Annotated in this window: 24 protein-coding genes and 7 tRNA genes; 19 read left to right on the top strand and 12 right to left on the bottom strand. The window is 70.3% G+C overall.

Going from position 1 to position 26,496, the window contains the following annotated elements:
* Positions 1 to 3 precede the first annotated feature (3 nt).
* The 5 genes from OG230_RS06155 to OG230_RS06135 form a co-directional block, all read right to left on the bottom strand.
* Positions 4 to 78 (bottom strand) — tRNA-Val (locus tag OG230_RS06155).
* 23 nt (positions 79 to 101) lie between these two features.
* Positions 102 to 173 (bottom strand) — tRNA-Val (locus OG230_RS06150).
* Between the two features lie 19 nt (positions 174 to 192).
* Positions 193 to 264 (bottom strand) — tRNA-Val (locus tag OG230_RS06145).
* 1 nt (position 265) lies between these two features.
* Positions 266 to 339 (bottom strand) — tRNA-Cys (locus OG230_RS06140).
* 37 nt (positions 340 to 376) lie between these two features.
* Positions 377 to 449: transfer RNA gene (locus tag OG230_RS06135), tRNA-Gly, on the bottom strand.
* 163 nt (positions 450 to 612) lie between these two features.
* Here OG230_RS06135 and OG230_RS06130 point away from each other — a divergent pair.
* Genes OG230_RS06130 through OG230_RS06120 form a run of 3 tightly spaced genes read left to right on the top strand, consistent with a single transcriptional unit; the run spans position 613 to position 3,355 of the window.
* Positions 613 to 1,650: a chorismate-binding protein gene (locus tag OG230_RS06130; RefSeq protein WP_328911316.1), complete on the top strand. Its 1,038-nt coding sequence runs from the start codon at positions 613 to 615 to the stop codon at positions 1,648 to 1,650.
* Positions 1,647 to 2,468, top strand: a complete 822-nt coding sequence (locus tag OG230_RS06125; RefSeq protein WP_328909104.1) for an aminotransferase class IV — start codon at positions 1,647 to 1,649, stop codon at positions 2,466 to 2,468. The genes OG230_RS06130 and OG230_RS06125 overlap by 4 nt, the downstream gene beginning before the upstream one ends.
* A gap of 50 nt (positions 2,469 to 2,518) precedes the next feature.
* Positions 2,519 to 3,355: a GNAT family N-acetyltransferase gene (locus OG230_RS06120; RefSeq protein ID WP_328909103.1), complete on the top strand. Its 837-nt coding sequence runs from the start codon at positions 2,519 to 2,521 to the stop codon at positions 3,353 to 3,355.
* A gap of 32 nt (positions 3,356 to 3,387) precedes the next feature.
* Here the strand turns inward: OG230_RS06120 and OG230_RS06115 are convergent, their stop codons facing one another.
* Complete coding sequence (locus tag OG230_RS06115) at positions 3,388 to 3,903, bottom strand: DsbA family protein (RefSeq protein ID WP_328909102.1); 516 nt, start codon at positions 3,901 to 3,903, stop codon at positions 3,388 to 3,390.
* A gap of 155 nt (positions 3,904 to 4,058) precedes the next feature.
* On the opposite strand from OG230_RS06115, the gene OG230_RS06110 reads away from it, so the two are divergent.
* The 3 genes from OG230_RS06110 to OG230_RS06100 all read left to right on the top strand — a co-directional run bounded on the left by OG230_RS06110 (position 4,059) and on the right by OG230_RS06100 (position 6,192).
* On the top strand, positions 4,059 to 4,508 hold the full coding sequence (locus OG230_RS06110) for a hypothetical protein (RefSeq protein WP_328909101.1): 450 nt from the start codon (positions 4,059 to 4,061) through the stop codon (positions 4,506 to 4,508).
* A gap of 305 nt (positions 4,509 to 4,813) precedes the next feature.
* Positions 4,814 to 5,830 carry a LacI family DNA-binding transcriptional regulator gene (locus tag OG230_RS06105; protein ID WP_328909100.1) on the top strand — a complete coding sequence of 339 codons (1,017 nt, stop codon included), beginning with the start codon at positions 4,814 to 4,816 and terminating at the stop codon, positions 5,828 to 5,830.
* Positions 5,831 to 6,036: 206 nt separating this feature from the next.
* Positions 6,037 to 6,192 (top strand): hypothetical protein, encoded by a 156-nt coding sequence (locus OG230_RS06100; protein ID WP_164711272.1) that lies wholly within the window; start codon positions 6,037 to 6,039, stop codon positions 6,190 to 6,192.
* 73 nt (positions 6,193 to 6,265) lie between these two features.
* Here the strand turns inward: OG230_RS06100 and OG230_RS06095 are convergent, their stop codons facing one another.
* Positions 6,266 to 6,838, bottom strand: a complete 573-nt coding sequence (locus OG230_RS06095) for a CGNR zinc finger domain-containing protein (RefSeq protein ID WP_328909099.1) — start codon at positions 6,836 to 6,838, stop codon at positions 6,266 to 6,268.
* A gap of 349 nt (positions 6,839 to 7,187) precedes the next feature.
* Positions 7,188 to 7,601, bottom strand: coding sequence for an SsgA family sporulation/cell division regulator (locus OG230_RS06090; protein WP_003959770.1), 414 nt, complete (start codon positions 7,599 to 7,601; stop codon positions 7,188 to 7,190).
* Between the two features lie 190 nt (positions 7,602 to 7,791).
* On the opposite strand from OG230_RS06090, the gene OG230_RS06085 reads away from it, so the two are divergent.
* The 7 genes from OG230_RS06085 to OG230_RS06055 all read left to right on the top strand — a co-directional run bounded on the left by OG230_RS06085 (position 7,792) and on the right by OG230_RS06055 (position 15,257).
* Entirely contained in the window at positions 7,792 to 8,244 is a 453-nt protein-coding gene (locus OG230_RS06085; RefSeq protein WP_328909098.1) for a TIGR02611 family protein, read from the top strand.
* A gap of 66 nt (positions 8,245 to 8,310) precedes the next feature.
* Positions 8,311 to 8,382: transfer RNA gene (locus tag OG230_RS06080), tRNA-Val, on the top strand.
* A 316-nt stretch (positions 8,383 to 8,698) separates the two neighbouring features.
* Positions 8,699 to 9,970: an ABC transporter substrate-binding protein gene (locus OG230_RS06075; RefSeq protein ID WP_328909097.1), complete on the top strand. Its 1,272-nt coding sequence runs from the start codon at positions 8,699 to 8,701 to the stop codon at positions 9,968 to 9,970.
* Entirely contained in the window at positions 9,970 to 10,959 is a 990-nt protein-coding gene (locus OG230_RS06070) for a carbohydrate ABC transporter permease (RefSeq protein WP_328909096.1), read from the top strand. Before OG230_RS06075 ends, OG230_RS06070 begins: the two co-directional genes overlap by 1 nt.
* Positions 10,956 to 11,816, top strand: a complete 861-nt coding sequence (locus tag OG230_RS06065; RefSeq protein WP_328909095.1) for a carbohydrate ABC transporter permease — start codon at positions 10,956 to 10,958, stop codon at positions 11,814 to 11,816. The genes OG230_RS06070 and OG230_RS06065 overlap by 4 nt, the downstream gene beginning before the upstream one ends.
* Positions 11,817 to 11,824: 8 nt before the next feature.
* On the top strand, positions 11,825 to 12,418 hold the full coding sequence (locus OG230_RS06060; protein ID WP_328909094.1) for a hypothetical protein: 594 nt from the start codon (positions 11,825 to 11,827) through the stop codon (positions 12,416 to 12,418).
* A gap of 82 nt (positions 12,419 to 12,500) precedes the next feature.
* Entirely contained in the window at positions 12,501 to 15,257 is a 2,757-nt protein-coding gene (locus OG230_RS06055) for an exo-rhamnogalacturonan lyase family protein (RefSeq protein WP_328909093.1), read from the top strand.
* 28 nt (positions 15,258 to 15,285) lie between these two features.
* Here the strand turns inward: OG230_RS06055 and OG230_RS06050 are convergent, their stop codons facing one another.
* The gene (locus OG230_RS06050; RefSeq protein ID WP_328909092.1) at positions 15,286 to 17,748 is read right to left on the bottom strand and encodes an SCO7613 C-terminal domain-containing membrane protein; all 2,463 of its coding nucleotides are present in this window, start codon (positions 17,746 to 17,748) and stop codon (positions 15,286 to 15,288) included.
* A 113-nt stretch (positions 17,749 to 17,861) separates the two neighbouring features.
* Between OG230_RS06050 and OG230_RS06045 the strand changes: the two genes are divergently transcribed.
* On the top strand, positions 17,862 to 18,308 hold the full coding sequence (locus OG230_RS06045) for an SRPBCC family protein (protein ID WP_328909091.1): 447 nt from the start codon (positions 17,862 to 17,864) through the stop codon (positions 18,306 to 18,308).
* 39 nt (positions 18,309 to 18,347) lie between these two features.
* Positions 18,348 to 18,419 (top strand) — tRNA-Val (locus OG230_RS06040).
* Positions 18,420 to 18,504: 85 nt separating this feature from the next.
* Here OG230_RS06040 and OG230_RS06035 read toward each other — a convergent pair.
* Positions 18,505 to 19,230 carry a 3'-5' exonuclease gene (locus OG230_RS06035; protein ID WP_328909090.1) on the bottom strand — a complete coding sequence of 242 codons (726 nt, stop codon included), beginning with the start codon at positions 19,228 to 19,230 and terminating at the stop codon, positions 18,505 to 18,507.
* A 197-nt stretch (positions 19,231 to 19,427) separates the two neighbouring features.
* On the opposite strand from OG230_RS06035, the gene OG230_RS06030 reads away from it, so the two are divergent.
* The 3 genes from OG230_RS06030 to thrS all read left to right on the top strand — a co-directional run bounded on the left by OG230_RS06030 (position 19,428) and on the right by thrS (position 23,371).
* The gene (locus OG230_RS06030) at positions 19,428 to 20,024 is read left to right on the top strand and encodes a DUF4365 domain-containing protein (protein ID WP_328909089.1); all 597 of its coding nucleotides are present in this window, start codon (positions 19,428 to 19,430) and stop codon (positions 20,022 to 20,024) included.
* Positions 20,024 to 21,295: a hypothetical protein gene (locus OG230_RS06025; RefSeq protein ID WP_328909088.1), complete on the top strand. Its 1,272-nt coding sequence runs from the start codon at positions 20,024 to 20,026 to the stop codon at positions 21,293 to 21,295. Before OG230_RS06030 ends, OG230_RS06025 begins: the two co-directional genes overlap by 1 nt.
* Positions 21,296 to 21,394: 99 nt before the next feature.
* A complete protein-coding gene (gene thrS, locus OG230_RS06020) occupies positions 21,395 to 23,371 on the top strand; it encodes a threonine--tRNA ligase (RefSeq protein ID WP_328909087.1) in 1,977 nt (658 codons plus the stop codon).
* 29 nt (positions 23,372 to 23,400) lie between these two features.
* Here thrS and OG230_RS06015 read toward each other — a convergent pair whose 3' ends face one another.
* Complete coding sequence (locus OG230_RS06015; protein WP_328909086.1) at positions 23,401 to 24,078, bottom strand: potassium channel family protein; 678 nt, start codon at positions 24,076 to 24,078, stop codon at positions 23,401 to 23,403.
* A 66-nt stretch (positions 24,079 to 24,144) separates the two neighbouring features.
* Between OG230_RS06015 and OG230_RS06010 the strand changes: the two genes are divergently transcribed.
* Positions 24,145 to 24,717: an HIT family protein gene (locus tag OG230_RS06010; protein WP_328909085.1), complete on the top strand. Its 573-nt coding sequence runs from the start codon at positions 24,145 to 24,147 to the stop codon at positions 24,715 to 24,717.
* A 75-nt stretch (positions 24,718 to 24,792) separates the two neighbouring features.
* On the opposite strand, the gene OG230_RS06005 is transcribed toward OG230_RS06010, so the two are convergent.
* Positions 24,793 to 26,463, bottom strand: a complete 1,671-nt coding sequence (locus tag OG230_RS06005) for a hypothetical protein (protein WP_328911315.1) — start codon at positions 26,461 to 26,463, stop codon at positions 24,793 to 24,795.
* Positions 26,464 to 26,496: the final 33 nt, after the last annotated feature.

The following is a 26,496-nucleotide window of genomic DNA, read 5'->3' as shown; positions in this document are numbered from 1 at the left end:
GAATGGTGCGCGATACTGGGATTGAACCAGTGACCTCTTCCGTGTCAGGGAAGCGCTCTCCCGCTGAGCTAATCGCGCAGGGTGAACCTGCGTGTACTGCGTGCGCGATACTGGGATTGAACCAGTGACCTCTTCCGTGTCAGGGAAGCGCTCTCCCGCTGAGCTAATCGCGCGGGGATCCTTGCGGACCAGTGGACGATACTGGGATTGAACCAGTGACCCCTTCCGTGTCAGGGAAGTGCTCTCCCGCTGAGCTAATCGTCCTTGGAGGTGGAGACGGGATTTGAACCCGTGTAGACGGCTTTGCAGGCCGTTGCCTCGCCTCTCGGCCACTCCACCAGGAGCGGGGGTTCGGGAAGATCCCCCACTTTCTGCGAGCGGACGACCAGGTTCGAACTGGCGACCTCAACCTTGGCAAGGTTGCGCTCTACCAACTGAGCTACGTCCGCTTGTCATTCCCGTTTCGCTTGCGCGTCCCGGCGACGTGTTGAACTCTAGCGGATTCCCGGGCCAGTACAAAAACGCGTTTGCGCAGCTTGCCGAGGTGCACTCGCCCCGACGCAGGTCACGGCACTCCGTCCTAGACTCACCAGCGTGTACGACCTCGCTCCCATGGCCCGCTTCGGCGGCCTCGTCGCCTCCGGTCTGCGGGATGTGACCAGTGATCCCGCGGCCCTCGACTCCTCCGGCTTCTGGGCCGTCTGTGCCGACTTCGAAGGCCGCCTCGTCTGCGCCCGCTTCTCCGACGTACGGACCGAGCAGGTGCCGCCTCCGCTGCCCGGAGCCTGGCGCGGACCCGCTGTCGGGGACTGGTCCTCGTCCTTGGACAAGGCCGCCTACGTGGCCGGTGTGCGGCGTATTCGTGAACACATCGCCGCAGGTGAGGTCTATCAGGCCAATCTCTGCCGGGTGATGTCCGCGCCGCTGCCCGATCCCGCGGGGAGCGACGTGGACGCTCTCACCGCCCTGCTCGCGCGCGGCAACCCCGCTCCGTACGCGGGAACGATCCGGCTGCCCGCGCAGGGCGTCGAGATCGCCACCGCCTCCCCCGAGCTCTTCCTGAAGCGGGACGGCCGCACCGTCGAGTCCGGACCGATCAAGGGCACGGGGCGCACCGAGAACGATCTGCTGGAGAAGGACCACGCGGAGAACGTGATGATCGTCGACCTGGTCCGCAACGACCTCGGCCGGGTCTGCGCGACCGGGAGTGTCACGGTCCCCGATCTCTGTGTGGTGGAGAAGCACCCCGGCCTCGTCCACCTCGTCTCCACCGTGCGGGGACGGCTGGCGGACGACGCGGGGTGGCCGGAACTGCTCGCGGCGGCATTCCCGCCCGGCTCCGTCACCGGGGCACCGAAGTCCAGCGCCCTGCGGATCATCGAAGCCCTGGAGACCTCGCCGCGCGGGCCGTACTGCGGAGGGATCGGCTGGGTGGACGCCGACCGTGGCACCGCCGGCCTCGCCGTCGGGATACGGACGTTCTGGATCGACCGCACCGGCGCCGCCCCGGTCCTCCGCTTCGGCACCGGAGCGGGCATCACCTGGGGCTCCGACCCGGAGCGCGAATGGGACGAGACCGAACTGAAGGCGTCCCGGCTGCTCGCTGTAGCGTCGGGCACCTACGAGGAGACAGGAAGGACCGCGTCATGAGGATCTGGGTCAACGGCGAGCTGCGCGAGGCCGATGACGCACGGGTGTCCGTGCTCGACCACGGGCTCACCGTCGGGGACGGTGTCTTCGAGACGGTCAAGACCGTCGAGGGCCGGCCCTTCGCCCTGACCCGGCACCTGGACCGGCTGACCCGCTCGGCCAGGGGACTCGGCCTCCCGGACCCCGACCACGACGAGATCCGCCGTGCCGCCCAGGAAGTGATCGACGCCACGCCCCTGCCGCTCGGCCGGCTGCGCATCACGTTCACCGGCGGCATCTCCCCGCTCGGCTCGGACCGCGGGGACAACGGGCCCGGTCTCGTCGTCGCCCTGGGGGAGGTGGGGCGCCGCCCCGACTCCACGGCCGTGATCACCGTCCCCTGGACGCGCAACGAACGCAGCGCGGTCGTCGGACTCAAGACCACCTCGTACGCGGAGAACGTCGTCGCGCTCGCCCGTGCCCACAGCCTGGGTGCCTCCGAGGCCCTCTTCTCCAACACGGCCGGGCAGCTCTGCGAGGGCACCGGCTCCAACGTCTTCGTGGTCATCGGCGGACGGATCCACACCCCGCCGGTCGCCTCGGGCTGCCTCGCCGGAATCACCCGCGCCCTGGCCGTGGAATGGACCGGCGCCCAGGAGACCGAGCTGTCGCCGGAGGTGCTCGACCAGGCCGAGGAGATCTTCCTGACCTCCACCACGCGCGACATCCAGGCGGTTCACCGCGTCGACGCGCGCGAGCTGCCCGGCGCCCCCGGACCGGTGACCGCGAAGGCCATGCGCATCTTCGACGAGCGCGCGGGGAACGACCTCGACCCGTAAAGCCGGAAAAACGGGTGACGGGCCGCCGCGCAGCGGATAGAACACCTCTGATGACCACCACCCTGCGGCCGACCGGGCCGAGCAAGCAAGGCGCCGACGGCGCACGGGCGCGCGCCTACGACGTGTGCGACAACGGGCGTCCCGTCGGCGCACTGGAGATCGCCACCGACCCGACGTTCGGCGCGACGGCCGGAGTGCTCCGCTCCCTGCGGATCGACGCCCCGCACCGGCGGCGGGGCCGGGGCACCATCGCGGCGCTCGCCGCCGAGGAGGTGCTGAGGGGGTGGGGCTGCGTCCTGGCCCGGCTGGAAGCCCCCGCGGACAACGAGCCCGCCCAGCGGCTGGCCGCCGCGCTCGGATACACCGAGCGCAGCCGGAACATGATCAAGACACTGCCGCAGAACGCTCCGGCGCTGCCCGGCGGGATCCTCGCGCGCTCCATGTCCGAGGAGGAGTTCAGGCGGTGGGAGGGCGGGGCCGTCACCGCCTACGCTCAGGACTGGATCAGCCGCGGAGTCCCCGCCGACCAGGCCCTGCAGAAGTCCGAGGCCGACCACGCCCGGCTGCTGCCGGACGGACTGGCCACGGAGGGTGTGCGCCTCCACGTCCTGATCCGCGACGAGGAGGCGGTCGGCCACATCTGGGTGGCCCGGTACGAGAACGCCCCCGGATCCTGGATCGGCTGGGTCTACGACGTCGAGGTGCGCGAGGAGTACCGGGGGCGGGGCTACGGCCGGGCGCTGATGCTGGCGGCGGAAGGCATGGCGCTGGACGCCGGTGTGGACCGGCTCGGTCTGCATGTCTTCGCTGCCAACACACCGGCGCTCCGGCTGTACGAGTCCCTCGGTTACGAGACGACGAACCACAACCTGGCCAAGGCGCTGTAGACGGCCGGCCCCGCGGCGATCCGGTCCGGCCGTCAGCCCTGCGCGGCCAGCAGCCGGTCGGTGATCTCCTCGATCCGCTCGCGGAGCCCTTCCTGGCTCTTGCCGCCGTCGAGCCGCTCGTCGCCGATCACATACGTCGGAGTCCCGGTCACGCCGATGGCCTTGCCCTCGGCCTGATCGGCGTCGACGATCAGCAGGTGCCGGCCGTCGATCAGAGCGGTGTCGAACTCTTCCGCGTCCAGGCCCAGTTCGCGTGCCACCTCGATCAGGAGCGGCTCACCGGCGCGGGACAGATCGGCGGTACGGGCGAGCACGGCCTCGACGTACGGCCAGCCCTTGCCCTGTGTGTACGCCTCCTCGGCGGCCTGTGCGGCGGCGTAGGCGTGCTTGTTCTTCTCCAGCGGGAAGTGCCGCAGTCGCACGTCCAGCCGGTCGCCGTACCGGGCGCGCAGGGCGTGTACATCGGTGAGGGCCTGATGGCAGTCGGGACACTGGAGGTCGCACCAGATGTCGAGGACGACCGGGGCGGCGGGTGTGGATTCGCTCATGAATTCAGTCTTTCAGGCCGGGAGGGAGCTTCCCAATCGGGACCTGGGGAGGAGGGCGGCCCTGAAATGTCCCTGATGTGGTCGCGGCTCGTGGCCCCGGGGCGAGCGGCGGTGCAGGATGGAAGAGACGTTTCCCCATGCCCCTGGAGGCCCCGATGCTTGCCGAGACCATCTTTTCCGCGGCGTCGGCGGCGGGCCTGGGCATCGCCGCGGTCACCGCGTACCGCAAGCGGTTCCTCGCGGCCACCCGGATCGCCGCCTACTCGCTCGTGCCGCTCGGTCTGGTGATGACCGGGGTCGTCGAGTGGGTGTCCGACATCGCCTTCAAGCCGAGCGTCTGGCTGGGCTTCGGACTGCTCGGACTGGCCTGGCTGCTTCTCGTGACCACGCGGGCGACGGAGCGCAGGCGCTCCACCACCCGTGAGGAACGCAAGGCCGCCCGTGCGGCGGGGCACACGGCGGTCGCCCCCGCCGCGTCCGCGCCCCCGCTGACGTCCGGCACCCCGGCGGACCGGCCCCGGTCGAAGCCCGCCAAGGGGCAGGCAGCGGCGCCCGGCGACGACTTCAGCGACATCGAGGCGATCCTGAAGAAGCACGGCCTCTGAGGGCCGTGCGGGAGGATCGGTTCACGAACCCTCCATGAATCGATTCATGCCTCCTTGACGGTCCGCATCGATGGGGTTACCGTCCCGATCGAATTGAAACAATTCATTCGGTGGTCGCACGTCGGCGGCAGCCGTCCCGCAGGTCGAAGCGCATCGACGGACGTCGGCGCGCGGGGACCGGTACCGGTGCCGGTGCGGATACCGCGCATGCGCGAGGATGACGGAATACCCGGCATCGCCGTCCGTGCGATGGGGAGTCCCCGCGCCCGTGCGCGGCGGCCAGGAGCATCAGTGGGGCAGGGCAAGTGGGGCGTGTGGCAGGGATCAAGGACGTGGCCCGGCAGGCCGGAGTCTCGGTGGGAACGGTCTCCAATGTGATCAACCGGCCCGAGGCGGTGCTGCCGGACACCCGTGCCCGGGTGCTGGCCGCCATCGAGGACCTCGGATACGTACGCAGCGAGTCGGCCCGGCAGCTCCGGGCCGGCCGGAGCCGGATCATGGCGCTGCTCGTCCTCGACATGGGCAACCCGTTCTTCGTGGACGTGGCCCGCGGCGCCGAGCGGGCCGCACGGCAGGCCGGGCTCGGCGTCATGGTGTGCAACAGCGACCAGAATCCCACGGAGGAGGCCGACTACCTCGGGCTCTTCGCCGAGCAGCGGGTCTGCGGGGTGCTCGTCACCCCGGCGGACGCCACCGGCCGCAACCTGGAGGCGTTCAGCCGCCACCGGATTCCGTTCGTGCTGGTGGACCGGGTGTCCTCCGGCGGTCAGTCCTGCGCCGTCTCCGTCGACGACGTCCGCGGCGGCGCACTCGCCGTCGGGCACCTCGTCTCGGCCGGCCACCGCTCCGTGGCCTATGTGAGCGGCCCCGGCGACCTCCAGCAGATAAGGGACCGTCGCGAGGGTGCGCTGGCAGCTCTCGCCGAGGCCGGTCTGCCGCCGGAAGCCCTCGTCGAGATCCCCTCCGACCGCCTGGACGTCGCCGCGGGACGCGACGCGGGCGCCCGGCTGCTCGGCCTCGTGCCCCGGCCGACCGCCGTCTTCTGCGCCAACGACCTGCTCGCCCTCGGTGTCCTGCAGTCGCTGTACGCGGCCGGGGTGCGGGTCCCGCAGGACGTGGCCATCGTCGGTTACGACGACATCGAGTTCGCCGCCGCGGCGGCCGTACCCCTCACATCGGTACGTCAGCCCGCCATGGTGATGGGACGGATGGCTGCGGAACTCCTGCTGGAGGAGGCGGACGACGACGGCACCCACGAGCACCGCAGTGTCGTGCTCCAGCCGGAACTCGTCGTGCGCGCCTCCAGCGCCGCCCCGCGCTGACCGGGCCGAAGTGCCCCTTCGGCTCCGTGCGTTGCGCGCAGCCGCCGGAGCGGCCGGGGGCGGCGGTGGGGACGCGGCGGTCCGAAAGTGTGATGCCGGATCGGACGCCGGAGCGATTCCTCTCGGCCACGGAAGGGTTGAACTCCCTTCCGGAAAAGGCGTGTTGATCGCCATGGAGGGGTCAACTACGCCATGATCAACCCGAGATGGTGGACACATCCCGGGGCGAAGCCCCCGCACCCCCTGCCGAAGAGCCGCGTGGCTGCCTCTTCGCCCTTTCCCAGCCGCCCCTGATGATCTTCCTCACGGTGATCGGCAGTCTGCTGCTGATGGCCGCGCTGCACGATCTCTTCCTGCTGTGAGCCAGGGAACGGCACCCCGTCCCGCCCCGCCGCGGCGGGCGCCTCCGTGCGCGGTGCGCCGATGCCGGGAACGTCAGCCGGCCGCTTCCTTGCGCCGGGCCCGGTACGCGGCGACATGCAGGCGATTACCGCAGGTGCGGCTGGAGCAGTAGCGGCGCGAGCGGTTGCGGGACAGGTCGACGAAGGCGCGTCGGCAGTCCGGCGCCTCGCAGCGCCGCAGCCGCTCCTGCTCGCCCGCCACGACGATGAACGCCAGGGCCATGCCGCAGTCGGCCGCCAGGTGGTCGGCGATCGAGGCGTCCGGGGCGAAGTAGTGGACGTGCCAGTCGTAGCCGTCGTGGTCGGTGAGCTGCGGGGTGGTCCCCGCGGCGGCCACCAGCCGGTTGACGAGATCGGCGGCCGTACGGGCGTCCGGCGCCGCGAAGATCTCCGCGAACCGCCCGCGTACATCCTGTACGGCTCGAAGATCCTTCTCGGCGAGCCCGCCGACGCCGCTGATGAGATGGCGCTCCGCGAAGTCGTACAGCGCCTCCACGTCGGCGAGCCCGTCGGTCTGCTCGCTCTCGGGCAGCTCGTACTCCGGTGCGGTGTTCACCAGATCGACCACCGTGTCGAGGGCGATCCTGGTGTCGTGTGGGATCAGCACGCTTCGCTCCCTGGAATCCGGCGGGCGGGCGCTCGCCGATGGCGGCTGACTCTACTGGCTCGGGAGGCGCTCATCCGGCCCGGAGCGGGCCCAGGGGCCTTGAGGTGGCCCGTTGCGTCGGCGGGAGGGCCCGGCGGCCTGTGGCGGCCCCGGAGGCCGTCCGGCGGGAGGGGCTCGCGCGGGCCGGCGGCGGTGACGGCCGGCAGGAGGCGGAAAGTGGCCGGATACGGGCACCGGCGCCGTCACCGCGGTGGATTCCGCGGTGACGGCGCCGGTGTGTGCCCTATGAGGTTGTCCGCGCGACGCCGTCGCCCCGAGTCGGACGGCGTCCCGCAGCTCTCGGCCTGGCTCAGCTCTCGGCCAGGATGTGTGAGAGCTCCGTATCGAGGTCGAAGTGGCGATGCTCGGTGCCCGGCGGAACCGCGGCGTCGGTCCTCTTCAGGAACGACTCCAGGGCCCTTGCCGGGGCCTCGAGCAGGGCTTCGCCCTCTGGGGAGCTCAGCGCGATACAGACGACGCCCTGGCCGTGACTACGTGATGGCCAGACGCGGACGTCTCCGGTGCCGGTGGGCCTGTGCAGCCCCTCGGCAAGGAGGTCACGGGCGAATACCCATTCGACCGTCTCCTCCGCTCCGGTGTGGAAGGTGGCGTGCACGGCATAGGGATCGGCCGTGTCATACCGCAGGCCCGCGGGTACAGGCAGTGAGGACTCGCTCGACACAACGAGGCGCAGGTGCAGCTCGCAGCTGACCGTGGTGTTCATAAGCGCCAGGGCCTTTCGCTCAGTGTGCGCTCGGGGATTCGCACGTCGGCGAAATCGACATGCCACCTACGGTGGCGTTGTAAACCCCTCTGACCCATTTGTGGCTCTTCGGGTCGCTCGTACGGCGGTGTGTAACTTTGAGTTGTGCACCCATTCCGGTGACGAAATCCGTTCAGGTAGGTTGGGGAGCATGAATGCGGAGAGTGACGAGCGGAGCGGGGGCGCCGCGCCGGCCCCGGAGTCCGCTGCGGGGGGTGCGGTGAAGGCCGATCGGGAGCTCGGGTCGCGGGCGCCGGCCTTCATCAAGGCGTCGAAGCCGCTGCACATGAGCTGGCAGGTCGGCGTCTTCGTCGTCGGCCTCGCCGTGGTGGCTGCGGGTGTCGTCATGCTGCCGCTGCCGGGTCCCGGGTGGCTGGTGATCTTCGGTGGCATGGCGATCTGGGCGACCGAGTTCGTGTGGGCGCAGCTGGTTCTGCGCTGGACCAGGCGCAAGGTCACGGAGGCCGCGCAGAAGGCGCTCGATCCCAAGGTGCGGCGGCGCAACATCATCCTCACCACGATCGGGCTCGTGATCATCGCGGTACTGGTCGCGATCTACGTCTGGAAGTTCGGAATCACGATGCCGTGGAAGATCACCGAGTGACCTGGGGCCGGCCTCGGGGGTGGTCTCGGAGCGCCGCTGACATGGGGTAATGTTTGCGGTGCGCCCGGGCGATTAGCTCAGTGGGAGAGCGCTTCGTTCACACCGAAGAGGTCACTGGTTCGAACCCAGTATCGCCCACCCGGACAGAGGGCCCGTGAGACTGCAAAGTCTCACGGGCCCTCTTGCGTTTTCCGTGTCCGGGCGGCCGTGCGGCGCGGTTTTCCGGGCGCCGGTCCCCGACGGCTTCCCGCGGAGTCCCCGGCTGCCCCGTCGGCCGCTCCCACCTGCGTTGTTGCCCCGTGTTTGCCGCCGCGTTTCGTCGAAGCGCTTCAAGCGATTACGTCCCAACCGTTGACGTTGCCGCATCGGGTCCTTAGCTTGTCCCAGCAAGCGCTTTCTTAAACGATTCAATCGACCGTGGCAGCGGGTGCAACCTGCCCGGAAGGGGTGTGTCATGAGGTCTTGGCGAAGTGCCCAGGGGCTGCGTGCGGCCGGTGTGTCCATGGCGGTTCTGGGGCTGATGGCCTCGGGCTGCGGCGGTGACGGCGGGGGGGCGGGGGCCGGCGGAAAGGTCGAGATCCGCTACTCCTGGTGGGGCGGCCAGGAACGGGCCGAGATGATCAACAAGACGATCGCGCTGTTCGAGAAGAAGAACCCGGGCATCGAGGTCAAGACGGACTTCCAGGACTACGAGAACTTCTGGAAGAAGTTCAACACCCAGGCGTCCGCCGGCAACGCCCCCGACGTGTTCCAGAACTCCGTGGCCTTCCTGCGCAAGTACGACGACAAGCGGGTTCTGCTCGATCTGAACGCCCAGGTCAAGGCAGGCAACCTCAGCATGGAGAACTTCCGTGCCGGCCTGGAGAAGGCGGGTGACGTCCAGGGCAAGCTGCTCGGAGTCCCTGTCGGCGGGAACACCTTCGCGCTGGTCTACAACCCCGCCGAGTACAAGAAGGTGGGCGTGACCCCCGCGGAGGGCTGGACCTGGGACCAGTACAACGCCGCCATCGAGAAGATCAGCGACGGCGGCAAGCTCGCGGGGGACAGCGGCCACGGCGGCATCATGTATCTCTACGACCTGGTGCTCCGCCAGCAGGACAAGGCGTTCTTCACCGAGGACGGGCTCGGCTTCACCGAGGCCGACCTCAAGGACTGGTGGACCAAGCACCACGACCAGACCAAGGCCGGGCTGTACACCGACCCGAAGAAGGCCGAGCAGGCCAAGCCCACGTCCGCCCTCTCCAAGGACCTCTCCGCGGGCGAGTTCACTTGGGACAATTTCCTGGTCAGGTACACCTCCGAGACCAAGGTTCCGCTCGCACTCGCCCCGGTCCCCACGACGGACGGCAAGCGCACCGGGCAGTACATCTCCTCCCTGATGCTCAGCGGCTCCGCCCGTACGAAGCACCCCAAGGAAGTCGCCCAGTTCATCGACTTCATGGTCCATGACCCCGAGGTCGGCAAGATCATGGGCTACGACCGGGGCGTCCTCGCGACGAACGAGCAGTTCGAGGCATACGAGCCGGTCGGTGTCTCCGCGCAGATCGCCGAGTACGAGAAGAAGGTCGCCGACAACGTCGAGCCGATCACTCCGCACCCGGCGGGCGCCGACATCGCCGAAGCCGCGTTCCTGCGCATCGCCACCGACGTCGTCATGGGCACGACGTCCGTCGACGACGGCGTGAAGCAGTTCTTCTCCGAGGCGAAGACGGCACTCGGCTCCTGATGGGAACGGCAATGACTGACCTCCAGGCCCCCGCGCCCCCGATACGGGACGAGAGCTCCGAGCAGCCCAGCACATCCGGACGACGGCCCGCCGCCGCGAGGCGGCGGGCCCGCGGGGAGAGCCTCGCCGGCTATCTGTTCATGTCCCCCTGGATCGCCGGCTTCGTCCTCCTCACCGCCGGCCCCATGCTCGCCTCGCTCTACCTGGCCTTCACCGACTACAACCTGTTCGACACCCCTCAGTGGGTCGGACTGGACAACTTCACCGAGCTGTTCGGTGACCCCCGCTGGCAGAAGTCCGTCGAGGTCACCACCTCGTACGTGGTCGTCGGGACCCCGCTGAAACTGGCGGCGGCCCTGGGCGTGGCCCTGCTGCTCACCAAGAAGCGGCGCGGGCAGGGCTTCTACCGGGCCGCGTTCTACGCGCCCTCCCTCGTCGGCGCGAGCGTCTCCATCGCCATCGTGTGGCGGGCGCTCTTCTCCGACGACGCGATCGTCGACCGCACCCAGAAGATCTTCGGTGTGGACGTCGGCGGCTGGATCGGCGACCCGGACATGGTGATCTACGCGCTGGTCGCGCTCACCGTCTGGCAGTTCGGCGCCCCCATGGTCATCTTCCTGGCCGGACTCAAGCAGGTACCGCGCGAGCTGTACGAGGCGGCGGAAGTGGACGGGGCGGGGGCCTGGCGACGCTTCCGTTCCATCACCCTGCCGATGATCTCGCCGGTGCTCTTCTTCAACCTGCTCCTGGAGACCATCCACTCCTTCCAGATCTTCGCCTCCGCCTACGTCGTCACCAACAGCAAGTGCGGTCCGGCCGACGCCGGGCTCGTCTACACCTGCTACCTGTACGAACAGGGCTGGACGAACCTCCGGATGGGTTACGCCTCCGCGATGGCGTGGATGCTGCTGATCACCGTCGGCCTCGTCACGGCCGTGCTGTTCTGGTCCCAGCGCCGCTGGGTGCACTACGAGGAGGACGCCCGATGAGCGCGCTCATCCACCCGGGGCGGCGGCGCGGAATGCGTTCGGCCCTCTGGCACATCGGGGCGCTCGCCGTGCTCATGGTGGTGCTGTACCCGCTGTTCTGGGTGATCGGGGGCTCGCTGAAGCCCAACGAGGAGATCGTCGGCGGACTCGAACTCTTCCCGGCCGAGCCGGTGTTCACTCATTACGAACGCCTCGCCGACGGCATCGCCGACGTCCCGATCTCGACCTTCTTCGTCAACTCGCTCGTGCTGGCCTTCGGTTCGGTCATCGGCGTACTGATCTCGTGTTCGCTGGCGGCCTACGCCTTCGCCCGGATCAACTTCCGCGGGCGCAACGTGCTCTTCTCGCTGATGATCGGCACGCTGCTGCTGCCGTACCACGTACTGATCATTCCGCAGTACGTGCTGTTCCAGAAGATGGAACTCATCAACACCTATGTGCCGTTGCTGCTCGGCAAGTACCTGGCGACGGACGCCTTCTTCGTCTTCCTGATGATGCAGTTCATGCGGAACCTGCCCCGGGAACTCGACGAGGCCGCACGGCTCGACGGCTGCGGACACCCCCGGATCTACTGGCACATCATGCTGCCGCTCTGCCGGCCCGCCCTGATCACCAGCGCGATCTTCACCTTCATCTGGTCCTGGAACGACTTCCTCGGCCCCCTCCTTTATCTCAACGAACCCGAGAAGTACCCCGTCTCCATGGGCCTGAAGATGTTCATCGACCAGGACAGCGCGGCGGACTACGGCGGAATGATCGCCATGTCCCTCCTCGCACTCCTGCCGGTGCTGGCCTTCTTCCTCGCCTTCCAGCGCTACCTCGTCGAGGGCGCCGCCACATCCGGACTGAAGGGCTGAGGAACGCCATGGCCGTACGGTCCGCCGGGCACCCCGTCCGGGGCGCGCGCCGCCCGGAGAAACTCGCCCGGTTCACGCTCTTCGCCGAGTGCCTGCTCACCGGCGTGTGGATCACCCTGGCCGCACTGCCGCTGGTCACCCTGCTGCCCGCGTGCGCGGCAGGCTGCGCCCATCTGCGCAGACACCTCGACGGGCGGCGCGGCGGGCTGCGGGAGTTCGCCGCCGATCTGCGCGAAGCCGTGACCACGGGCTGGCGGGCCTCCCTGCTCTGCTGGGCGGCGCTCGCCCTGCTCGTCTTCGACTGGCAGGTCGCCAGGTCCGGTCTGCTGCCGGGCGGCCGGCTGCTCGCCGCCGTCAGCGTGCTGGGTCTGCTGGCGCTCGCCGTCGCCGCCCTCCGTACGGCTGCCGCCTGGCGGTCCGGCGCGGCCTGGGCGCCACTCGTCCGCGGAACCGCCCGCCGCACCCTGACGGACCCGGCCGGCTCCCTCCTGCTCATCGGCGGGTTCGTCGCCCTCGCCCTGACCACCTGGCAGGTGCCGCCGCTGGCCGCACCCGCGCTGGGCGCGCTCGCCGCAGCCGCCGTCGCCGTCGACCGCCGCTGACCGGTCCGCCCTCCCGCACGTCTCCCCGCTCCGCACCAACGCGCGATCCGGCATGCCCATTTCCGACCGAACTGGAGTCGTGATGTCCCCGATCCCTCGTCGTACCGTGCTCAAGGCCGCCGCCGTCACCGGCGCGGCAACCACCTTCTCCTGGGTGCTGAACGACACCGCCCGGCCGGCCGCCGCGGCGGCGAGAACCGCCGAAGGGCAGGCCGCCGAAGACCCCGTCGAGATCGGCTGGCTGGAGGAGGCCGGGCTCGGAGCCGCACCCGGTTCCACCTTCGGGGTGCCCTGGGCCAGAGGGCGGTTCCAGGCCGACCAGAAGTTCGCGCTGGCGACCGCGGACGGCAAGGACGTCCCCGTACAGACCTGGGCCACCGCCACCTGGCCCGACGGTTCCCTGAAATGGACCGCCCACGCCGTCGGCCCCGAGGCCGCGGGCGGCAAGAAGTTCACGCTGACCACCGGCGAACCCGCCACAGCGGCGCACCGGGTCGGCATCGAGAACACCGGCTCCACCATCACCGTCTCCACCGGCGTGATCACCGCGAGGATCGGGAAGAGCGGGTCCTCCCTCATCTCCTCGCTCACCCGCGGCTCCACCGAGATCGCCAAGGACGGCAAGCTCGTCCTGATCCGCCAGGGGGAGATCGAGGACGGCGACCAGGGCCAGGAGAAGTACGAACGCTTCGAGAGCGCGATCACCCGGACCGAGGTCGAACAGAGCGGCCCCGTACGCGCCGTCGTCCGTGTCGAGGGCAAGCACCGCAGGGGCAGCCGCTCCTGGCTTCCGTTCTCCGTACGCCTCTACTTCTACGCCGGTGCGGAATCGTTCCGCATGGTCCACACCATCACCTTCGACGGCACCCAGGAACCCGGGAAGGCGGACGGGGACTTCATCCGCGGCCTCGGTGTCCGCTTCACCGTCCCGATGCGCGACGAGGCGTACGACCGGCACATCCGCATCGGCGGCGACGGCACCGGCATGCTCCGCGAGGCCGTCAAGGGCATCACGGGGCTGCGTCGCGACCCGGGCGCCGCCGTCCAGGCCGCCCAGTTCGAAGGGACGAAGCTCCCCGACCCCGCCACCTGGGACCAGCGCGTCACCAGCCGCCTCCACCTCATCCCCACCTGGGGCGACTACACCCTCAGCCAGCTCTCCGCCGACGGCTTCTCGCTGCGCAAGCGCACGAAGAAGGGTCATGGCTGGATCGCTGCGGGCGGCGGCCGGCGAGCCTCCGGATTCGGCTACGTCGGCGGCGCGAGCGGTGGACTCTCCTTCGGACTGCGGGACTTCTGGGAGAAGCACCCCGCCCAGCTCGACATCCGCGACGCCCACACCGAGGCCGCGGAAGTCACCCTCTGGCTCTGGTCGCCCGAGGCCGAGCCGATGGACCTGCGCTTCTACCACGACGGTCTCGGCCAGGACACGTACGCCGAACAGCTCGAAGGTCTCAACATCACCTACGAGGACTACGAGCCCGGCTTCGGCACCCCGTACGGTATCGCCCGCACCAGTGAACTCCTCTTCTGGGCCCACGACTCCACGCCCGGCGCCGAAGCGCTCGCCCGGCAGACGCAGGCCGTCCGCACCCTGCCGCAGCTCGCCGCCCCGCCGTCCCAGCTCATCGGCGCCAAGGTCTTCGGCGGACTCTTCTCCCCGGTCGACCGCTCCACCCCCGCCAAGGCGAAGATCGAGGACCACCTCGACTTCCTCTTCACGTATTACAAGGACCAGGTCGACATGCGGCGCTGGTACGGCTTCTGGGACTACGGCGACGTCATGCACTCGTACGACCCCGCCCGCCACCAGTGGCGCTACGACGTCGGCGGCTACGCCTGGGACAACTCCGAACTCTCGCCCGACCTCTGGCTCTGGTACGCCTACCTGCGCTCCGGCCGCGCCGACATCTTCCGCTTCGCCGAGGCCATGACCCGCCACACCGGCGAGGTCGACGTCTACCACCTCGGCCAGTGGGCCGGCCTCGGGACCCGGCACGGCATCCAGCACTACGCCGACAGCGCCAAGCAGCAGCGCATCGCCAACACCACGTACCGGCGCATCTACTACTTCCTCACCGCCGACGAACGCGTCGGTGATCTGATGCGCGCCAACGTCGACTCCGACGAGACCTTCCTCGTCCTCGACCCGATCCGCAAGATCCGCACCGAGCCGTACACACCCGACCGGCACGCCCTCTCCGTGGGCTTCGGCACCGACTGGAGCGGACTGGTCTCCGCCTGGCTCACCGAATGGGAACGCGGCGGCCCGCAGGCCGAGAAGGCCAGGGCGCGGGTGCTCGGCACCATGGAGACCATCGCCGCCCAGCCCAACGGCTTCGTGCAGGGCACCGGGCTCTACGACCTCGACACCGGGAAGTTCGCCATCGCCGACGCGCCCGCCGTCAGCGTCTCGCACCTCTCCGCGGTCTTCGGCCTCAACGAACTGTGCGCCGAACTCATCGACCTCGTCGACCTGCCGGAGTTCAAGAACGCCTACCTGGACTACTGCCGCTACTTCAACGCCACCAAGGCGGAACAGGCGGCACGCTACGGCTCGAACTTCGGCAGCCTGATCCTCTTCCAGGGACACTCACGGCTCGACGCGTACGCGGCCGTGCAGACGGGCGACGAGAAACTCGCCGCCCGTGCCTGGGAGAAGTTCTACAACAGCGACGGATACCGGGAGTCCGCCCCCTGGAAGACGGAGGAACTCACCGGTCCCGTCACCACCGTGCCCGGCAGCGAGGCCAGTTGGGTCTACACCAACGACACCGCGCTCTACGGACTCGCCGCCATCGAGAACCTCGCACTCGTCGGCGACCGCATGCCCGCCTGACCGCCCGGGACGCCTGGGCCTGGACGCGTCACCGCATCCGGCCCAGGGCGTCCTTGAGCCGCCGCGCGTCCCGCAGCCGCTGCTCGTACGTGGCCCCCACCACCAGGAGCAGCACCCCGGCCAGCGCCGGCGGCAGCCACCTCGGCAGCGCACCGGCCACCTGCACCACATAGGGGGCCAGCTCGTGCAGCGCGTCCAGCGCCAGGACCGCACCACCCAGCAGAAGCAGCGCCTGGAGCCGGAACCGGGCACCCGCCAGCGTGATCACCAGGGCCGCCACCCCCAGCAGCAACGGGCGCAGCCAGTCCGGGTCGGCCCACGCCGCGAAGAGACTCGGCACCAGCGTCGCCGCGAGACCCGCGCCGTACGCCGTCCACGAGGAAGCCTCCGGATCACGGCGCCGCCGCAGCACGCCCACCACCAGCGCGGGCACCGTCACCGGCAGGGTGTACGCCTCCGGAGCCGACACCCCCGAAGCCGCCAGCCGCACCCAGGTGGCCGCCACGAAGAGGCCCACCGACAGATATCCGGCGACCTTCCTGCGCTCCGGACGAAGCGCGGTGCCCGCCGCCAGCACCCCGCACAACGCCAGCACCAGGGCCAGGAACGGCGCGTCCGGCACCGCCATCAGCACCGCGACCAGACCGCCGAACGCCCCCGCGAGCTCGACCGAGGTCCCCACCGGGCCGCCCCGCAGCCGGGTCCCCAGCAGCACGGTCACCGCGGGAACCGCCAGCACGATCGGCGCTCCCTCGTACGCGGCCAGCCCCAGCGACGCGCCGACCGCACAAGCCAGGACGATCCCGCACAGCACCGCGGCACAGGCGAACACCGCCCGCACCGCCGTCACGCCCGACCGGACCGCCGCACCCGTGAACAGGACCAGCAGCGCACCGAACACCGCGTACGTGACCGCCTCCGCGGCCAGCGACAGCACCCCCGCACCCGCCGCGCCGGCCAGCGCGCACACCAGCGCGGCCACCGTCACACCGGACAGCGGAGCGGACGGCGCCCCGGGAAGACCACGGACCGCCACCAGCAGCAGCGCGGCGACCAGCACCATCTGCGCCACGACCGCCACCACGTACCCGAGATCCAGCGAAGCCGGCAGCACCAGCAACGCGGCCCAGCCGAGACACAGCCCACCGGCCGCCGCTCCGCCGCGCCATCCCGCACCCGGCGCCCCCGGTGCACCCACCGGCACCTTCGCCCACCGGTGCGCCGTACCGAGCACGGCCGCGGCCACCGCGAGCACCACAGGGGAGGCCGGCACGCCCGACCACGGCACCGAAGCCCCCAGCGCCGCCCGGACCCCGCCCGGAGCGCCCGCCCAGACATCGGTCAGCAGCGACAGCGGACCCAGCAGCGCCGCACCCACCGGAGGCACCGCCCAGAGCACCGCACCGGCGATCACCGCTCCGGCGGCAGCCAGCACGCCCCGGGCCGTGTGACGCGGGAGCGGAGCCCGCAGCGCGGTAAGGAGCAGCACCCCGCACACGAGGTACGCCACGACCGACCAGTCCTGCACCACCGCGGCCCGCAGGACACCGCCCACCGCGGCCACCGCCGCCAGCCCCGACAGGGCACCCGCGATCCACGCGAGCTCCCGGCGGGCCCACCACGCCCCGCACAGCGCCACTGCGGCACCGGCGAGCAGCAGGCACCCCGGCGCCACCGCAGACAGCGGACCGTCCGCCGTCACCGACTTCGTCAGACCCAGCAGCAGCGCGATCAGCCCGGTGACCGCCGCACCGGCACCCGCCACGATCCGTACCCCGAGCCCCTTGCCCCACAGCGCGACGGCGGCGTCCGCAGCCGCGGTCACCATCAGCGCCCATCCGAAGACGAGCGCCGGAGCACCGGCCGCCCAGGCCCACAGCACCAGAGGCAGCTGGCCGGCCACCACGGCCGCGGGCAACGGCAGCTTCAGTGTGCCCAGCGCCAGCCCGTACACCGTCCAGCCCAGGGCCAGCGTCGCCGAGGCGACCGCCGCGAACACGAGACCGTCCGTGTCCGGCGCCGCCACCGCGTGCAGCGCGTAGGCGTCGAGCACCGTCAGCACGAGAGCCGGCCAGGCCAGCGCCTCGGCCGTGGCGGAGAGCTTGCGGCCCAGCAGGACGGCGGGCGCTGCCAGAGCGCCGATCGTCACCACCGCGAGCACGGCCGAGCGGCCACCGATGCCCATCGCGCCCCAGCTGACCAGGGTGAACGCGATCGCGGCGATGATCAGGAGCAGGCCGCCGAGCGACAGCAGCACGTTCTGCGCGCTGCGCGGCGGAGCCGCCGAACCCGGACCCCGGGGACGCAGCGGAGCGGCGTAGGGCCCCGTCGCGTGGCGCACCGGGAAGGGCGGGACCGGCGCGGCCTGCTGCTGCAGCACGCTGAGCAGCCAGGCACGCCGGTTGAGCAGCTGGACCCTTCGGGCGTCCAGCCGCACCAGTTCACGGTCGAGGAGCGCCAATTCCTCGGCGGGCGGCGGCAGATGTTCCATGTACGGGAGTGTGGCCCCCGCCACACCCTCGTACATGCGCTCGGATACTCAGTTCCACGACGTTCTCCGGCGTGCCCGGACTGAGTAGGTGCCCGCGCGCGCAGACTGGGGGCATGGACTGGAGCCACTACCGCTTCACGAGCGTCTGGGACGTGCCCGCCCCGCCCGACGCCGTGTACGCCGCGCTGGAGCGTGCCGAGGAGTATCCGCAGTGGTGGCGCCAGGTCCGGTCGGTCACCACGATCGACGGGACCAGCGGGACCGCGCGCTTCCGCTCGTTCCTGCCGTACGACCTGGTCGTCACCGTGCGCCAGAGCCGCCACGACCCCCGCTCCCGGGTCCTCGAAGCGACGATGACCGGCGATCTGGAGGGCTGGGCCCGCTGGACCGTCGCTGCGCGCGCCGCCGGCAGCAGGGCCACGTACGAGCAGGAGGTCGTCGTCCGACGGGCCCTGATGCGGCGCCTCGCCGTGCCCGGACGCCTCGTCTTCCGGGCGAATCACGCCCTGATGATGCGCTCCGGGCGCCGCGGACTCACGGCTCGTCTGCAAGGAGTTTGAACCCGGCCCACGGAGCCCTGTATGGTTCATCCCGTTCCCGGGCGATTAGCTCAGTGGGAGAGCGCTTCGTTCACACCGAAGAGGTCACTGGTTCGAAACCAGTATCGCCCACCGGGAAGAGCCGGTCCGTCAGCACCATCGACGGGCCGGCTTCCGCGTTCCCGCACACCGGGAGCCGTACTCCGGAACGCCGGCCTCAGGCCGCGGCGCGCAGCTCCGGGCGCATCGGCCACGCCGGGTCCACCTCCTCCGGTGTCCCGCTCTTCGCGAACCACGCCTGCAGGCCGCGCGCCTGCGCCGCATGCCACACGGCCTGGAGCGTGTGCAGCTCGGCAGGTGTGAGGCGCTCCAGCCGTGCGGAGAACCGCCGCCCCACCGCGCGCACCAGCTCCATCGAGGCCGCCGCGTCCGCCGCGGCGTCATGCGCCCCGTCCAGCACCACCCCGTACAGCTCGCACAGATCCGTCAGTGTGCGGCGGCCCTTGCGGTAGCGGTCCAGATGCTTGTCGAGCACGCGCGGATCCAGCACGCACAGCGGCGAGTTCTGGAGATAGCGGCCCAGCGACGACGCGCGGTGCCGCTTCAGCTCCCGGTCCAGCAGCGTCAGATCGAACGGTGCGTTCATCACGACCAGCGGGCGCCCCGTCGCGCACTGCTCGGCGAGCGCCCGGGCTATCTCCTCGACCACCGGCGCCGGCCAGCGGCCGTTGCGCTGGAGGTGATCGTCGGTCAGGCCGTGGATCTCGGTCGCCCCCGCGGGCACCGGTATCCCCGGATTGACCAGCCAGCGGGTGACCCGCGTCCGCCCGCCCGCGGTGTCCTGGACGACGAGAGCGGCCGAAACGATCCGGTCCTCCTCGACGTCCACGCCTGTCGTCTCGGTGTCAAAAGCGGCCAGCGGCCCTTCGAACCAGTGCATCATCCCCGAACTCCTCGCACCTGCCCGGCAGATGGAGTGATTCCCTCTGCCCGAAACGGTGATACCCGGGGTGTTTGCCTGATACGCCGTTTGCGACCCCTCTCCTGCGGTGACAACACAAGTGACGGGAACGGAAGTTGACCTGCCCGTCGGCAGAGGCCGGGCAACCGGTCGGCACAGCCCGGAAGGCAACCGGAGCCATGGCGCTCGCGCAGCCGAACCCAGGGGGCCCCTCCCGCGCCGAGAACCACGGGGGAGTACTGCCGCCGCAGCGCATCACACCGCTGCGCGGCACCCTCGCCACCACCGCCTGCATGGAGACCCTCCAGGTGGGCTACCTGCACGCGGTGGCCGCGGCGGCGGGATGCTCCCTGTCACAGCCCTTTCCCGACAACGGCATCGACTGGCACGTCAGTCACGGTGCCCCCGACCACACCGTCGACGACGAGGTGACCATCAAGGTGCAGCTCAAATGCACCTACCAGATCCCCTCGCACCCCACCGGTCCGGCGTTCTCCTTCACGCTCGACAACGCCCACCTCGTGAAGCTCGCCCGTACCCCCGTGTCGGTGCACAAGATCCTGGTCGTGATGCTCGTGCCCCGCAGCCAGGAGGACTGGCTCCGCGCCGGACACGAACAGCTCGACCTGCGGCACTGCTGCTACTGGACCAACCTGGCGGGCCACGCGGTGACGGGCCGGCACAGGACCACCGTGCGCATCCCGACCTCGCGGATCTTCGACGACCGAGCACTCTGCGAGATCATGACCCGGGTCGGGGCGGGAGGGAGACCCTGATGCACCGGTCGATGGACGAACCGTTCGACGGACCGACACCCACGGACACGCGACCACACCCCGGCGACCACCCGGGCGACCGGGCGGACGCGCTGCGGACCGCGGGGCACGTCCCCGATCCCGCCCTCGTCGACCCCGCCGTCCTCGGCGCGCTCCTGTACCGGCACGGCTGGCAGCGGCGTGGCGGAGCCGCCGGACGCTACAGCCGCTGGACCCCGCCCGGACCCGTGGGCGGCGCCACCAGCCTGCTGGTGCCCGACACCTCCGCCTTCCCGGACAGCGAGGACCTCATCGGCGAGGCCCTCACCGCGCTGGCACGGAGCGCCGCACCCTCCGCCAGGGACGTCCTGGTCTCCCTCGCGGTGCCCAGCGACGAGATCCGGTGGTGGCGCGACGTCCCCGAGTCGGCCGCCGGAGCCGCCGGAGCGGCGGGCTGGACCGAGGACGGACAGCTGCGCTCGGCGGCCCGGCAGATCCTGCTGGCCGGCGCGCTGGCGGTCCGGGGCCCGGCCGGCTACCACGGCACCCGGCACCGCAGAAGGGCCCAGGCGGCACTGGACGGGACCCTGGTGGGGCCCGCGCCGGGCGGGCGCAGGCTCACCGCGTTCGTGCCCGTCGCCTCCGGGCGAGCCGTCGCCGTACAGCTCTACCAGGCCCTGCACGCCACCCGTGAGGCCGTCGACTACCAGCGGGCCACGGGAGGCATGGAAGCCTTCGGCTCGGCGGTCGGCGCGGGCGTCAGCCGGGAGCTGACCGAGGCGCTCGTCGCCCTGGTCCGGGGCTCCGAGGGGGCCGGGATCGCCCTGGAGTGGGCGCCCGCCGCCGGAACGCCCGAAGGCTGCCCCGCCCGCCCCGAGCCCGTCGAGTTCTCCCCCGGCGACCTGCCCGCGCTGCGCCGGGCCGGTGCCCGCTACCTCCAGGACGAGCCCGCCGTCCCGGTACGGATCACCGGCGCCGTCGTCCGGATGCGCCGCTCCGGGCCGCGGGGCGCAGGAATCGTACGGCTGAGCGTGCTGGCGGGCGCCGAGGTCGCCCACGTACGGCTGGAGCTCGACGAGGAGGCGTACCGCATCGCGGGCCACGCCCACCTGGTCGGACTGCCGATCCGGGTGGACGGGCTGCTGGAGAGCCGGGGCGGCTTCCGGCGTCTGAGCGGTGCCTCGCAGGTGGCTCCCGTCCAGGTCGACGAGACGGAGCGGGACCGGCTGATGAAGTCCCTCCAGGAGAACCTGGACTTCTTCGAGGAGGCGTGCACGGGGGAGGAGACGTAGCCGGGCGGTATCCCTTTCGCTAAGGGGGGTGCCGGCTCGGTACGATTCGTCTTGCGCGCGCGATACGAAGCGCCGCACCCCCTCAGTCAGGAGAGACCGGTGTCAGACGTCCGTGTGATCATCCAACGCGATTCCGAGCGGGAAGAGCGCGTGGTGACGACGGGGACTACGGCGGCCGAGCTCTTCCCCGGTCAGCGCACCGTGGTCGCCGCACGCGTCGAGGGCGAGCTGAAGGACCTCGCGTACGAGCTCAAGGACGGCGAGACCGTCGAGCCCGTCGAGATCTCCTCCGAGGACGGCCTGAACATCCTGCGGCACTCCACCGCGCACGTCATGGCGCAGGCGGTCCAGGAGCTGCACCCCGACGCCAAGCTCGGCATCGGCCCGCCGGTCAAGGACGGCTTCTACTACGACTTCGACGTCGAGAAGCCGTTCACCCCCGAGGACCTCAAGGCCATCGAGAAGAAGATGCAGGAGATCCAGAAGCGGGGTCAGCGCTTCTCCCGCCGCGTCGTCACCGACGAGGCGGCCCGCGAGGAGCTCGCCGACGAGCCGTACAAGCTGGAGCTCATCGGCATCAAGGGCTCGGCGTCCTCGGACGACGGCGCGGACGTCGAGGTGGGCGGCGGCGAGCTGACCATCTACGACAACCTGGACCCGAAGTCCGGCGAGCTCTGCTGGAAGGACCTCTGCCGGGGCCCGCACCTGCCGACCACCCGGTTCATCCCGGCGTTCAAGCTGATGCGGAACGCCGCGGCGTACTGGCGCGGCAGCGAGAAGAACCCGATGCTCCAGCGCATCTACGGCACCGCGTGGCCCACCAAGGACGAGCTCAAGGCGCACCTGGAGTTCCTGGAGGAGGCCGCCAAGCGCGACCACCGCAAGCTCGGCAACGAGCTGGACCTCTTCTCCTTCCCCGACGAGATCGGCCCCGGTCTCGCGGTCTTCCACCCCAAGGGCGGCGTCATCCGCCGGGCCATGGAGGACTACTCGCGGCGCCGCCACGAGGAGGAGGGCTACGAGTTCGTCTACAGCCCCCACGCCACCAAGGGCAAGCTCTTCGAGAAGTCCGGCCACCTGGACTGGTACGCCGACGGCATGTATCCGCCCATGCAGCTCGACGACGGGGTGGACTACTACCTCAAGCCGATGAACTGCCCGATGCACAACCTGATCTTCGATGCGCGTGGCCGTTCGTACCGCGAACTTCCGCTCCGTCTCTTCGAGTTCGGCACGGTGTACCGGTACGAGAAGTCGGGTGTCGTCCACGGCCTGACCCGCTCCCGCGGCTTCACGCAGGACGACGCGCACATCTACTGCACCAAGGAGCAGATGGCGGAGGAGCTCGACAGGACGCTCACGTTCGTCCTGAACCTGCTCCGTGACTACGGTCTGACCGACTTCTACCTGGAGCTTTCCACCAAGGACCCGGAGAAGTTCGTCGGGTCGGACGAGATCTGGGAAGAGGCCACCGAGACGCTGCGTCAGGTCGCCGAGAAGCAGGGTCTGCCGCTCGTTCCCGACCCGGGCGGCGCCGCGTTCTACGGCCCGAAGATCTCCGTGCAGTGCAAGGACGCCATCGGCCGTACCTGGCAGATGTCGACCGTGCAGCTCGACTTCAACCTGCCGGAGCGCTTCGACCTGGAGTACACCGGCCCCGACGGCACCAAGCAGCGCCCGGTCATGATCCACCGTGCCCTGTTCGGTTCCATCGAGCGCTTCTTCGCGGTACTCCTGGAGCACTACGCGGGTGCGTTCCCGGTGTGGCTGGCCCCCGTGCAGGCGATCGGCATCCCGATCGGCGACGCGCACATCCCGTACCTCCAGGAGTTCGCGGCCAAGGCGCGCAAGCAGGGGCTGCGGGTCGATGTCGACGCCTCCTCGGACCGGATGCAGAAGAAGATCCGCAACCACCAGAAGGCCAAGGTCCCGTTCATGATCATCGCGGGCGACGAGGACATGGCCAACGGTGCCGTCTCCTTCCGCTACCGCGACGGTTCGCAGGAGAACGGCATCCCGGTCGAGGACGCCCTCGCCAAGATCGCGAAGGCCGTCGAGGACCGCGTTCAGGTCTGATCCGCACGCCGTGAGGGGCCCCCGGAGCGCTACATGCGCCCCGGGGGTCCCTTCTCGTCCTCCCGTGTGAAGACCTGCAGCAGCCACGAGGAGAACGAGCCGGTCACCGCCCCCAGCAGCGCGAGCCCGCAGACCATCAGCAGCGCGGCGATCACCCGGCCCCCCGGCGTGACGGGGACCGCGTCCCCGTACCCCACCGTCGTGAGCGTCTCGCAGGCCCACCAGACCGAGTCCCCGAAGGTGCTGATCGTGGAGCCGGGCGCTCCGCGCTCCTGGTCGTAGACGGCCAGCGAGGCGGCGAAGCCGAGCAGCACCGCCGCCATGCCGGCGTACGCCATCACCCGGGCGTACAGGCTCAGCCGCGGGCGGTCCCGCCGGTCCTGGACCGCGCTGTAGACCTGCACCACGCGCAGGGGGCGCAGGAGCGGGAGCACGAGCACGACCGTGTCCAGCCAGTGGCTGTGGATGAACCGGATGCCGAGTCCGCTCAGCCGGAGCCGCACCACGTAGTCCGTCAGGAAGAGCAGCCACGTGCCGCAGACCAGGGCGAGGGCGAGATCGCGCCAAGGTTCGGTGTCGTGAGGGGCGAGGACGCGGACCGCGTAGCCGCCGAGGAAGATCAGTGAGGCCGCGAAGAGCGGTACTTCGGTGCGTTTCTCCCAGTGTGTCAGCCTGCTGGGGACGGAATCGGTGGGGCGCTCGCTCATGGCCACAGCATCGCGGGCCGCAGTCGGGTCGGGCCCCGGCGACACGCTTCGAGGGGCCGACGCAATATGCTGATCGGCATGACGAGTGAGCCGGAGCAGCAGATCGGAGTGGGAACGCCCGACGCGTTCCAGCGCCTGTGGACGCCCCACCGGATGGCTTACATCCAGGGGGAGAACAAGCCGAGCGGTCCGGGGTCCGAGGACGGCTGTCCGTTCTGTGTGATCCCCTCCAAATCGGACGAGGACGGGCTCGTCGTGGCGCGTGGCGAGAAGGTCTACGCCGTGCTGAACCTGTATCCGTACAACGGCGGTCACCTGATGGTCGTGCCGTACCGGCATGTCGCCGACTACACGGAGCTGGACGCCGCGGAGACCGCCGAGCTGGCCGACTTCACCAAGCGGGCGATGATCGCGCTGCGGGCGGCATCGGGCGCGCACGGCTTCAACATCGGGATGAACCAGGGCACGGTCGCGGGCGCGGGTATCGCCGCCCACCTGCACCAGCACCTGGTGCCGCGCTGGGGCGGGGACACCAACTTCATGCCGGTCGTCGGTCACACGAAGGTGCTGCCGCAGCTGCTCGGTGACACCCGCGCGATGCTCGCGGCTGCCTGGCCTGCGGACCTGCCGGCCGGCTGAGCCGGTTCACCGCTCCGGTGCGGGGCGTTCCCGGCGTGTGCCGGGAACGCCCCGCAGCCGTGTGTGCGGCCGTCCTCACGCGTCGTACACGTCGGCCTTCCGCGGGGCCGGGTCCTGCACCAGTCCGCTGAGGATCATGGAGCGGTTGTCGAACCGTTCGGTGTCGACGCCGTTCTCCTCCAGGACCCGGAGGGCCGCGGAGTGCACGGCGCGCAGGACGGGGGCCGCGGCGCGTATGGCGTCGTCCGCCATGAAGCGGTGGTTCCACGGCTGCGCGGCCCAGGCGTGGCGCAGGCCGAAGGGCTCGGGCAGGACGATCTTGCCCCCCAGGTAGTCGAGCAGCGGCGGATACCAGGTGAACGGGGCGCGCAGGGCGAGCCTGACGACCTCCTGGGCCTTGACGAGCGGCAGGGTGATCTTGCGGGTCTCCCAGAACCTGACGGCCTTCTTGACCGTCTTGGTCTCGGCCTCCGGCTTGGTGAGGAACAGGCCGTGGACGGGACCCAGCGCGTGTCCGGTGACCTCGATCCGCAGGGTCTCGTGGAGCACGGTCACGGTGATCATCATGGTGATGACCAGCTGGCCGTCCCAGAGGGTGAACTGGACGCCCAGGTAGTGCCGGTCACCGCTGCCGAACTGCTGGTGGTTGCAGATGCGCTGTATCTCGTGCGGCTTGACCTGGAAGGTGGCGACGTCCTCGCCCTCGGGGCGGGAGACGGAGTCCGCGTTCTCGCCGACGGGGGAGACGATCCAGTGCTTGACGGAGGGGGTGGGGAAGCCGCCCGTGTTCAGCGGGCCGCGCTCCAGCATCTTGAGCTGGTCGTGGATGACCCGTATCAGGTCCCAGCTGCGGAACTGGTGGATCTCCCTGGTCGGGTCCTTCGCGACGAGCTCCTCGGCGAGCTGCCAGCTGCCCCAGCGGGTGCCCATGCCGAGGACGCCCTTGGGGCCCGCGTAGAAGACGGAGTTGGACTGCTGCTCGGCGGAGAGCTTCTCCAGACCCTGGCGCAGCGCTTCGCGGGCCGTCTCGTTCGGGTTCTTGGGTACGGAGTCGGGGATCTTGGCGATGACGCCGGCCCCGGAGAGGAGCCCTTCCCAGCGGTCGCGCATGTCCTTGGCGGAGGTCTCCGCGATCCGCTTGGCGAGGAGCCAGCCGATGACGGGGGCGACGATCATCCCGCGCAGGTAGAGCGCGAGCAGGCCGGTGACCGGGAGCTTGATCAGCAGGAGCAGGGCACCGATGCCGAAGACGGCGAGCAGGACGCCGCCCAGCGCCCGGAAGGCGGTGTCCTTCGACTTGTTGAGGGAGTCGCGCAGCCGGAACGCCAGCACCCAGAGCAGCAGGCCGGGCAGGAACACGAATCCGAACAGCGCCGTGACGAGGGTCAGTTTGGTGTCACGGGCCTTGCGGAGGCCGGTCGCGGACAGGCAGTGCTCGACGACGGTCTGCGGGTCGGTGCCGAAGGACTGGATGAGCGCCTTGCGGTCGCCGCCCAGCATGCGTTCCTGGACGGCGCGGGAGAACGCCTCGCCGAGATTCGGCTTGAAGTAGACGGACTTGAAGAGCTTGGAGTCGCCCTCCTTCACTTCCGACTTGTGCCACTCGTTGTTGGCCTTGAGGATCTCCTCCACCGGGCTGTCGCGGTAGGCGGCGGAGGCGAGCGCGTTGGTCGCCACCGCCTGCTTGGCCGAACCCTGGAGCGGGATCTGCGCTCCGGGAGAGAAATCGAATCCGTCGTTGGCCACTGCCGCCCCCACTCGCCGCACGGTCTGCCCTTG

This window comes from Streptomyces sp. NBC_00234, assembly GCF_036195325.1.
GTDB lineage: Bacteria > Actinomycetota > Actinomycetes > Streptomycetales > Streptomycetaceae > Streptomyces.
This window is presented reverse-complemented; position numbering and strand designations above follow the sequence as displayed.